This is a genomic window from Streptomyces coryli (assembly GCF_011044975.1).
Lineage (GTDB): Bacteria > Actinomycetota > Actinomycetes > Streptomycetales > Streptomycetaceae > Streptomyces > Streptomyces coryli.
Genome location: NZ_JAAKZV010000295.1, coordinates 1 through 8,981, shown reverse-complemented (window position 1 = coordinate 8,981; position 8,981 = coordinate 1). Strand labels below are relative to the sequence as shown.

Genomic DNA, 8,981 nt, shown 5'->3' with positions numbered 1-8,981 from the left:
ACCCCCTCCAGCGCCCCCTCCACCGACGCGAGAAAGTCCCGCCCGGCCGGCGTCAGCGACACCGTCCTCCCGTGCCGGGCGAAGAGCGCCACCCCCAGGTCCTCCTCGAGCCGCACCACGGCCCGGCTCAGACTCGACTGTGGGACCCCCAGCTCGGCCGCGGCCCGCGTCACATGCTCATGCCGGGCCACGGCCGCGAACTGCGCCAGCCGCGGCGCGAGCACGCCCGCCCAGTCCTGGCGGTCGTCGCGCTCGTCCGTAACGTAAATGTCTGTTCCGTTGCGACCCGGTGACACAGTTACCCCTGACCTCGCCTCATGCTGTGGTGCATCGATTATCGCAATTCCATGCATTGGACGGATCAAAATCTCCCGCCGTACGGTCGATGACATGCCAGCCGACCCAGTCACCCACGAGCCCGACGACACCAAGCTCACCCCGGGCGGCCCCGGCTACCGCCGCATGACCCTCGCCCTCTTCTCCTCCGGCGTCGCCACCTTCGCCCTGCTCTTCTCCACGCAGGCGCTGCTCCCGGCCCTCTCCGCCGACCTGGGCGTCGCGCCCGGCGACGCCAGCTGGACCGTCTCCGGTACGACCCTCGCCCTCGCGCTCGCCGTGCTCCCGCTCAGCGCCGTATCCGAACGCTTCGGCCGCCGCACGGTGATGACGGCCGCGGTCGCCGTCGCCGTGGCGCTCGCGCTGGTCATGCCGCTGGCCCCGAACCTCTCCACCCTCATCGGCCTGCGCGTCCTGCAGGGCATCGCCATCGCCGGCATCCCGGCCTCGGCCATCGCCTACATCGGCGAGGAGGTCCGCCGCGCCTCGGTCATCACCGCGATCGGCCTCTTCGTCGCCGGCAACAGCGTCGGCGGCATGACCGGCCGCATCCTCACCGGCTGGGTGGCGGAGGCGGCCGGCTGGCGCGCCGCCCTGGCCGCGGTCGCGGCCCTCTCCCTGGTCTGCGCCGTAGCCTTCCGCCTGCTGCTCCCGGCGGCCCGCAACTTCACCCCGTCCCCGCTCCGCCCCCGCGCCCTGGCGGCGACGGTACGGACCCATCTCGCCGACGGCCTGATGCTGCGCCTGTACAGCATCGGCATGCTCTTCATGGTCGTCTTCGGCGCCGTCTACACGGTGATCGGCTACCGCCTCGACGAGGCCCCCTTCAACCTCTCCCAGGGCCTGATCGGCTCGGTCTTCGTCATCTACCTGGTGGGCACGGTGTCCTCGTCCGCGGCAGGTCGCCTGGTGGGCCGCTTCGGCCGCCGCGGCACCCTCTACCTCGGCGCGACCACGGCGACGGCGGGCCTGCTCCTCTCCCTGGCCGACTCGCTCCTGGCCGTCCTCCTCGGCCTGGTCCTGATCACGGCAGGCTTCTTCGCCGGCCACGCGGTCGCCTCCGGCTCGGTCAGCCGCACCGCAAAGACCGGCCGCGCCCAGGCCTCGGCCCTCTACCAGGTCGCGTATTACGCGGGCTCCAGCGCGGGCGCGACGATCGGCGCGATCGCGTTCCACGCGGCGGGCTGGAACGGGGTGGTGACGCTGGGCCTGGCAGCGCTGGTAGGCGTAGCGGGCATCACGCTGTACGCGACGCGGAAGGCGCGGGCGACGGAGCCGGTACGCGTACGGAGGACGCAGCCGCATTCAAGCCCGGCCGGCGTTTGAGGCCGAGCGCCGCAGGCGCGATATCCGCGCGCAGCGCGGAACAGGGACCGACCAGCGTCAGTGCCGAAGCGCCGCCCCAAAGCCGGAGGCCAACGGCATTCGCAACCCCAACGGCGGCGGCGCCACCAGCGCATCCGCCACCGGCCGCGAGAACCCCCGCCCGTACAGCGACCCGATGACGAAATCCACCGCCAGCGCCGCGACTTCCGCCCGATGCTGATGCATCCCGTGCCGGTCCGAGTGCACCTCGAAGCGGCACACCTCCGGGTTCACCTTCTTCACCCGCTCCGCCAGCCGGTACGACAGCTCGGGATCCGTCCGCTCGTCATTCGTCCCGTGCACGATCAGCACCTGCCGCCCGACCAGCTGCCGCACCGGCTCCGCGTCATCGGCCGCCGCCGCGGCGCCCCGCGCCGCCGGCACCCGCGCCGCGTCCCCCGGCTGCTCCGGCAGCCAGGGCGCCAGCGCCACCACCGAATGCACGGCCTCATGCCCGGCCGCCCGCAGCGCCGCGCGCCCGCCCATGTCGGTCCCGATCAGACACACCGGCACATCCCCGTACCGCCGCACGGCCTCGTCGAGCGCCCACCCGGCGTCACACGCGAGATCGGCATCGTCGCCGTTCCACCCGCAGCACCGGTAGTGCACGACATGCACCGCGAGCCCGTCCTCGCGCCCCGCCCGCGCCAGCCGCCGCCCCAGCGGCCGCATGGCCGCGGCCGCCAGCGGCGACGGGCGTCCGCTGCCCTCGACCTTGCCGGCCGGCAACATCAGCACGACCGCCTGAACGGACCCGTCCGTCCGCCCGCGACCGAGTCTGGCCTCTCGCGACACGCTCACCTGTGTCATGGACAACACCCTGTCAGAAACGCGCCGTTCCGGGGAACCACGCGGAAAGCCATTCACCCGCTACCTCAAAGCAATACCCATCCCACCCCGAGGCCACCTGCCCCACAGCACCTCTACGCGCGTAGCAATCCGCCGCCTCCGGCGCTATTGTGCGGAGATGACAAGCGAGACCCAGGGAGTGATTCCCACCCCGGACCAGATCCGCCGCGCACCCAAGGTGCTGCTGCACGACCACCTCGACGGCGGCCTGCGCCCCGCGACGATCGTCGAGATCGCCGCGCAGACCGGCTACGAAGGACTCCCGGAGACCGACCCCGAGAAGCTCGGCATGTGGTTCCGCGAGGCCGCCGACTCCGGCTCGCTCGAGCGCTATCTCGAGACCTTCGCGCACACCTGTGCCGTCATGCAGACCCGCGACGCCCTCGTCCGCGTCGCCGCCGAGTGCGCCGAGGACCTCGCCGCCGACGGCGTCGTCTATGCCGAGGTCCGTTACGCGCCCGAGCAGCACCTCACCGCCGGGCTGAGCCTCGAAGAGGTCGTCGAGGCGGTCAACGAGGGCTTCCGCGAAGGCGAGCGCCGCGCCCTGGCCGCCGGCCACCGCATCCGCGTCGGCGCCCTGCTCACCGCGATGCGGCACGCTGCCCGCGCCCTGGAGATCGCCGAACTCGCCAACCGCTACCGGGACCTGGGCGTCGTCGGCTTCGACATCGCGGGCGCCGAGGCCGGCTACCCGCCCACCCGGCACCTCGACGCCTTCGAGTATCTGAAGCGCGAGAACAACCACTTCACCATCCACGCCGGCGAGGCCTTCGGCCTGCCCTCGATCTGGCAGGCGCTGCAGTGGTGCGGCGCCGACCGCCTCGGCCACGGCGTGCGCATCATCGACGACATCGACGTGGCGGAGGACGGCAGCGTCAAGCTCGGCCGGCTCGCCGCGTACGTACGCGACAAGCGCATCCCGCTCGAGCTGTGCCCGAGCTCCAACCTCCAGACCGGCGCCGCCAGTTCGTACGCCGAGCACCCCATCGGCCTGCTCCGCCGGCTGCACTTCCGGGCCACCGTGAACACCGACAACCGGCTGATGAGCGATACGTCGATGAGCCGCGAGTTCGAGCATCTCGTGCGCACCTTCCGCTACTCGCTCGCGGACCTGCAGTGGTTCACGGTCAATGCCATGAAATCGGCATTCATTCCTTTCGATGAACGCCTCGCGATGATCAACGAGGTCATCAAGCCCGGCTATGCCGAGCTGCGCTCCGAATGGCTTTTCCAGCAGACCGCCGTGACCAGCACTTCTTCATCCGGGAACGTTTGATCGGACAAAATGCGGATGCGGCCGTACGGGGCAATTTCCGGGCGGCCGCAATCCCGTCGGCAGGTGATTGCATCCCGTTCCGGGTGCTGGCTAGCTTGAAGTGCCTTGAAGCGCCCGCAAACCACGATGACGAGGATGTATTCCACGATGAAGACCCGCAAGATTCTCGGCACCGCTGTCCTGGGTGCGGCCCTCGCCGCCTGCGCCGCCGGCTCCGCCTCCGCGGCCCCGGCCGGCCCGCTGGACCAGCTGCCGGTGAACGACGTCACGAGCACGCTGGACGACGTCAGCGTCGCCGGCGTCAGCCCGAGCGGCGTCACCAACGGCGAGGTGCCGGTCAAGGACACCGTCGGCTCCGTGGTCGGCGGGGTGCAGGGCGCCACCGGCGTCGGCAGCGGCCTCGGCGGCAAGCTGCTCGGCTGACCATCACGTACGGATACGGCGAGGGCCGCGCACCCACCAGGTGCGCGGCCCTCGCGTTGATGTCTGCGGCTCTGCCGAGCCTGTCCCGAGCGGTTACCAGGCGGACTGGTAGGTCTTCGCCTTGTCCTCCCGGGGCATCAGAACCCACGCGCCGAGATAGATGAGGAACTGCGGTCCCGGCAGCAGGCAGGACACCAGGAAGATAATCCGCATTGCATTCGCGGAAATGCCGAAGCGCCGGGCCAGGCCCGCGCAGACGCCGGCGATAACCTTGCCTTCGCGGGGGCGGGTCAGTGCGGCCATGGCTGCGACTCCTTAGGTCTGCTATCCCGTCTCCTTGACGGTAATACCACCGTACGGCCGCAGCTCCCGTTGCTGCATCGGACCAGCGAGCGATCCGGACCCTGGGAATTCTCGGGGTTCCCCCTGAGAACCGCCTACGGAACCCCGCGGCCGCCGCAGCCACGCCCGTACCGCGGGCACCACGGCCGCATGCGCCAGCGCGACGCCGGCCACATTCAGCAGCACCGTGTCCACATTCGCGACCTGCCCGGGAATTCCGGTCTTCAGCATCTCGATCACCACCGAGAGCATCAGCCCGGCCAGCACGGTCCGCACCAGGGAGCCCAGCGGCGAGGCCGTCATCAGCCGGCCCTGGGCGAGCGGCAGCAGGAAGCCGAGCGGGGCGAGCAGCAGCAGCGAGCCGCCGATGGCCCGAAGCGCCTGCCAGCCGCCGGCCTCGAGCTCGATACGGATTGTGGCGAGCGGGGTCAGGTTCGAGGCGTATACCCAGGGCACGGAGGCCGGCCGGAGCGCGACCCACCAGACGGCCGCGAGGTGAACGCCGATCAGCACGGCCCCCGCCGCGCGAAAACTCCTGGCGGTCAGCTCCGCCGATGCATGCCGCTGCACGTTAGGTCACGACGCAGGCTTCCGCCTGTACGGTTCCCGTCGCGTACGTCACTCCCCGCAGGTCAGCTGTCCCGCACCCGCGGCGGGTCGGCGAGCACGTCGCTGCCGCACGCGTACGCGGTCAGCTCGGGCCGCGCCGGACCGCCCAGGCGCACGCTGCCGTCCTCCCCGGCGAGGGTGCACACCAGCTGGGCCAGCGCCGGGTCGTCGAGGTCGTCCGGGTCCTGGCTCAGCCGCACCGCGGCCGCCGGGTCGTCGCGCTGTGGATCTGCCACGGAGAGGGTGTCGGGCACGCTCGTCGTGTACCCGTCCTCCGTCTCCTGCTCGGTCGGCTTCCGCTGCAGCTCGGCCAGCAGCGCCACCGCGGCCGCATGCCGCGACGCCCGGTCGCCGGCCTCCGCGACCGGGACGCTGCGCCGTACCGTCGAGATCGACGGGCCGCAGACCAGGAAGACCTCCCGCAGCTCCTCGCCCTCCTCCCGCGGCGCCGACGGGGTCGAGCGCTGCTCGGCCCCGCACTCCGCCCGCGCGGGCGCCTCGCCGGCGTCCACCGGCACCGACGTCGGCCGGATCCCGCAGGCCGCCAGCAGCGGCAGCGCGAGCGCGCCGACCAGCAGGGCGGCCGTCAGCCTCCGGTTGCGTACGAGCCTCATCGGCGTCCCTCCCGCTCCGCCGCCTCGGCCGCCTCGGAGGCGTCCCTGGGCAGCCGCAGCGTGAAGACGGCGCCGCCCTCGGGCGCGTTCTCCGCGGTGATGGTGCCGCCGTGGATACGGGCGTTCTCCACCGCGATCGACAGGCCGAGCCCGCTGCCCTCGCTGCGCGCCCGGGAGGCGTCCGCCTTGTAGAAGCGGTCGAAGACGTGCGGCAGTACCTCCTCGGGGATGCCGGGCCCGTTGTCCTTGACCTCGATCACGAGCTCCTCGCCCTCGAGCCGTACCGCGACCCGCACCGGCGAGCCGCCGTGCTTGAGCGCGTTCCCGATCAGGTTCGCCAGGATCACGTCGAGCCGCCGCGGGTCGAGCCGCACATTGAGCCCGCGGTCCGCGTCCAGCTCCACCGCGTCCAGCCAGGCCCGCGCGTCGATGCAGGCGGTCACCTGGTCGGCCACGTCCACGTCGTCCAGCACCAGCTTCGCCGTCCCGGCGTCGAAGCGGGTGACCTCCATCAGGTTCTCCACCAGGTCGTTCAGCCGCCGCGTCTCGCTGACCACCAGCTGCACGGCGGGCGCCACCATCGGGTCGAGGTTGTCCTGCTCCTCCTCGAGCACCTCGGTCACGGCGGTGATCGCGGTCATCGGCGTCCGCAGCTCGTGCGACATGTCGGCGACGAACCGCCGGCTCGCCTTCTCCCGCTCGCTCAGCTCGTCGACCTTCTTCTCCAGGCGATAAGCGGTCTGGTTGAACGTCCGTGCCAGATCGGCGAGTTCATCCGTGCCGGTCACCCGCAGCCGGGTGTTGAGCTTCCCCTCGCCCAGCGCCCGCGCCGCGTCACCGAGCCGCTGCACAGGGCGTAGCACGGTGGAGGCGGCGGCCTGCGCGAGCAGCGCGGAGCCGATCAGCGACAGCGCCGTGGCGATCGACAGCGACCAGGCCAGCGAGTTGAGGTCCTTGCGCTCGGCGTCGAGCGACTTGAGCATGTAGCCGGTCCAGTTGCCGCCGTCCACCCGGGCCCCGCCGATCAGATACGGGCGGTCGCCCATGGTGATCCGCTGCCAGTACAGGTGGTACGGCGAGGTGCCGTCCTCGCGCCGCTCGTCGACCGCCTTGCGCAGCGCGGCCGGCACATCGGCGGCCTTGAACTCGTCCTCGTTCGAGTAGGCCGTGCAGCGCGGCGCGTCCCCGCGGTCGGACTGGATCAGCACCTGATAGTTCTGCGTGCTGGTGGCCAGCCTGCGGGCGGCGTCGTCGAGCTCCCGGCAGTCCGCCGTCAGCGGCAGCCCGTCCGTCACGTCCTTGAGCGACTCCCGGAAGTCCCGTAGCGAGGCGTCCTGGGTCCGCTTCAGCACCGCGTCCCGGTTCAGCCAATACGCTATGCCGGCCACCGACACCGCCGAGACCAGCGCCACCAGCGCGAAGACGATGACAAGACGCAGCCGCAGGCTCACCCAGCGCAGAATCCCGGACGCCCACCCGCGCAGCCGCCCGGGTTCCTTGGTCACTTAATGGTCCTCACGCAGAAGGCGCATCGAGTCGGTAGCCCACGCCCCGCACGGTACGGATCAGGCTCGGCGACGACGGTACATCCTCGACCTTCGCCCGCAGCCGCTGCACGCAGGCGTCGACAAGACGCGAGTCGCCGAGATAGTCGTGCTCCCAGACCAGGCGCAGCAACTGCTGCCGGGACAGCGCCTGTCCGGGTCTGCGGCTCAGCTCCAGCAGCAACCGCAGCTCGGTCGGCGTCAGTTGCAGATCCTCGCCGTTCTTCGTGACGGTCATGGCGGAGCGGTCGATGACGAGATTGCCGTACGTGGCGGAGTCGGAGCTCTCCCGTTCGCCGCGCCGCAGCACCGCCCGGATCCGGGCGTCCAGCACCCGGCCCTGCACCGGCTTGACCACATAGTCGTCGGCGCCGGACTCGAGTCCGACCACCACGTCGATGTCGTCGCTGCGCGCGGTCAGCAGAATGATCGGCAGCTGGTCGGTGCGCCGGATCCGCCGGCACACCTCGAAACCGTCGATCCCGGGCAGCATCACGTCCAGCACGATCAGGTCGGGCCGCTGCTCCTTGAGCAGTTTCAGGCCGTCCTCACCCGTCGCCGCGGTCGTGACGCGATGGCCCTGCCGCGACAGCGACAGTTCCAGCGCCGTACGGATGGCGTCGTCGTCCTCGATGAGCAGAAGTGAAGGCACGCGCGTCATTCTGGCCCAATCGGCGCCAGGGTTCGAGTTCGGCTCCGTTTCACCCCTCCGCGACCCTCCCCGCGAGGCCTGTTGCAAGCCTGTGACAGTCGGCAGACAGCGCGATGAAAGTCACCGGGCAACATTTTCCAGGTCAGCAAGAACGAAGCTCCACCGACGGGGGAGGCGCCATGAACGCTACGCACGAAAGCACCATCAGCGCAGCAGTTCGTACGCGCCTGCACAACCCGGGGCGGGGACGCGGCACCACGCACAACGGCGCCGTCCGCCGCTCGCCGTACATGGTGGCCATCGAGGGCACCGGCAAGACCCCGGGGGGTAACGGGGGCAATGGGGGACACGGGGGAGACGCGGAGGCGTACGGAGAGGTTCCGGGGGAGCGGCGGCCGGCCAAGGACGCGAGCGCCGAAGCGGCGTTCACGGCCTATGTGCAGGAGCGTCGCGCCTCTCTGTACGCCACCGCATACCACCTGACCGGTGACCGCTTCGAGGCCGAGGACCTGCTGCAGTCGGCGCTGTTCTCGACGTACCGGGCGTGGGACCGGATCAGCGACAAGGCTGCTGTCGGAGGCTATCTCCGGCGCACCATGACAAACCTGCACATCTCGGCCTGGCGTCGGCGCAAGCTCGCCGAGTACCCGACCGAGGAGCTGCCGGAGACGGCCGGCGACACCGACGCGATGCGCGGCACCGAGCTGCGCGCCGTGCTCTGGCAGGCGCTGGCGAAGCTGCCGGAGCTGCAGCGCACGATGCTGGTGCTGCGCTACTACGAGGGTCGTACCGACCCGGAGATCGCCGACGTGCTGAACATCAGCGTCGGCACCGTGAAGAGCAGCATCTGGCGCTCGCTGCGCCGGCTGCGCGAAGACGAGGCGCTCAGCTTCGGCCGGGACGAGGAAGAGTCCTTCGGCGAGCTGGTCGCCTGACAGACCGGGGGTGGGGGAGCCCTCGGGGGGTAACAC

At 71.0% G+C, this 8,981-nt stretch carries 11 protein-coding genes; 4 read left to right on the top strand and 7 right to left on the bottom strand.

Translation table 11 applies throughout. The features are described 5' to 3' along the window. Positions 1 to 353, bottom strand: a 353-nt coding sequence (locus tag G5C51_RS36805; protein WP_165244370.1) for a LysR family transcriptional regulator, incomplete at its 3' end; no start/stop codon positions are given. Between the two features lie 37 nt (positions 354 to 390). On the opposite strand from G5C51_RS36805, the gene G5C51_RS36800 reads away from it, so the two are divergent. After that, complete coding sequence (locus tag G5C51_RS36800; protein ID WP_165244362.1) at positions 391 to 1,662, top strand: MFS transporter; 1,272 nt, start codon at positions 391 to 393, stop codon at positions 1,660 to 1,662. Between the two features lie 57 nt (positions 1,663 to 1,719). Here G5C51_RS36800 and G5C51_RS36795 read toward each other — a convergent pair whose 3' ends face one another. Then, positions 1,720 to 2,511 (bottom strand): alpha/beta hydrolase, encoded by a 792-nt coding sequence (locus G5C51_RS36795; protein ID WP_206314711.1) that lies wholly within the window; start codon positions 2,509 to 2,511, stop codon positions 1,720 to 1,722. A gap of 157 nt (positions 2,512 to 2,668) precedes the next feature. Here G5C51_RS36795 and G5C51_RS36790 point away from each other — a divergent pair, with 157 nt between their 5' ends. Further along, positions 2,669 to 3,826 carry an adenosine deaminase gene (locus G5C51_RS36790; protein WP_165244361.1) on the top strand — a complete coding sequence of 386 codons (1,158 nt, stop codon included), beginning with the start codon at positions 2,669 to 2,671 and terminating at the stop codon, positions 3,824 to 3,826. Between the two features lie 135 nt (positions 3,827 to 3,961). Continuing rightward, positions 3,962 to 4,249, top strand: coding sequence for a hypothetical protein (locus G5C51_RS36785; protein ID WP_240930182.1), 288 nt, complete (start codon positions 3,962 to 3,964; stop codon positions 4,247 to 4,249). A 93-nt stretch (positions 4,250 to 4,342) separates the two neighbouring features. On the opposite strand, the gene G5C51_RS36780 is transcribed toward G5C51_RS36785, so the two are convergent. From G5C51_RS36780 to afsQ1, 5 genes are all read right to left on the bottom strand, one after another. Then, positions 4,343 to 4,552: a PspC domain-containing protein gene (locus G5C51_RS36780; RefSeq protein WP_165244359.1), complete on the bottom strand. Its 210-nt coding sequence runs from the start codon at positions 4,550 to 4,552 to the stop codon at positions 4,343 to 4,345. Positions 4,553 to 4,573: 21 nt separating this feature from the next. Next, positions 4,574 to 5,161, bottom strand: a complete 588-nt coding sequence (locus G5C51_RS36775) for a VanZ family protein (RefSeq protein WP_165244357.1) — start codon at positions 5,159 to 5,161, stop codon at positions 4,574 to 4,576. Positions 5,162 to 5,223: 62 nt separating this feature from the next. Continuing rightward, complete coding sequence (locus tag G5C51_RS36770; protein ID WP_165244355.1) at positions 5,224 to 5,814, bottom strand: GerMN domain-containing protein; 591 nt, start codon at positions 5,812 to 5,814, stop codon at positions 5,224 to 5,226. Next, a complete protein-coding gene (locus tag G5C51_RS36765; RefSeq protein WP_338118440.1) occupies positions 5,811 to 7,319 on the bottom strand; it encodes an ATP-binding protein in 1,509 nt (502 codons plus the stop codon). The genes G5C51_RS36770 and G5C51_RS36765 overlap by 4 nt, the downstream gene beginning before the upstream one ends. A 10-nt stretch (positions 7,320 to 7,329) precedes the next feature. Next, entirely contained in the window at positions 7,330 to 8,010 is a 681-nt protein-coding gene (gene afsQ1, locus G5C51_RS36760; protein ID WP_338118439.1) for a two-component system response regulator AfsQ1, read from the bottom strand. Positions 8,011 to 8,189: 179 nt separating this feature from the next. Here afsQ1 and G5C51_RS36755 point away from each other — a divergent pair, with 179 nt between their 5' ends. Beyond that, positions 8,190 to 8,945, top strand: a complete 756-nt coding sequence (locus G5C51_RS36755; RefSeq protein WP_165244351.1) for a SigE family RNA polymerase sigma factor — start codon at positions 8,190 to 8,192, stop codon at positions 8,943 to 8,945. Positions 8,946 to 8,981 lie beyond the last annotated feature (36 nt).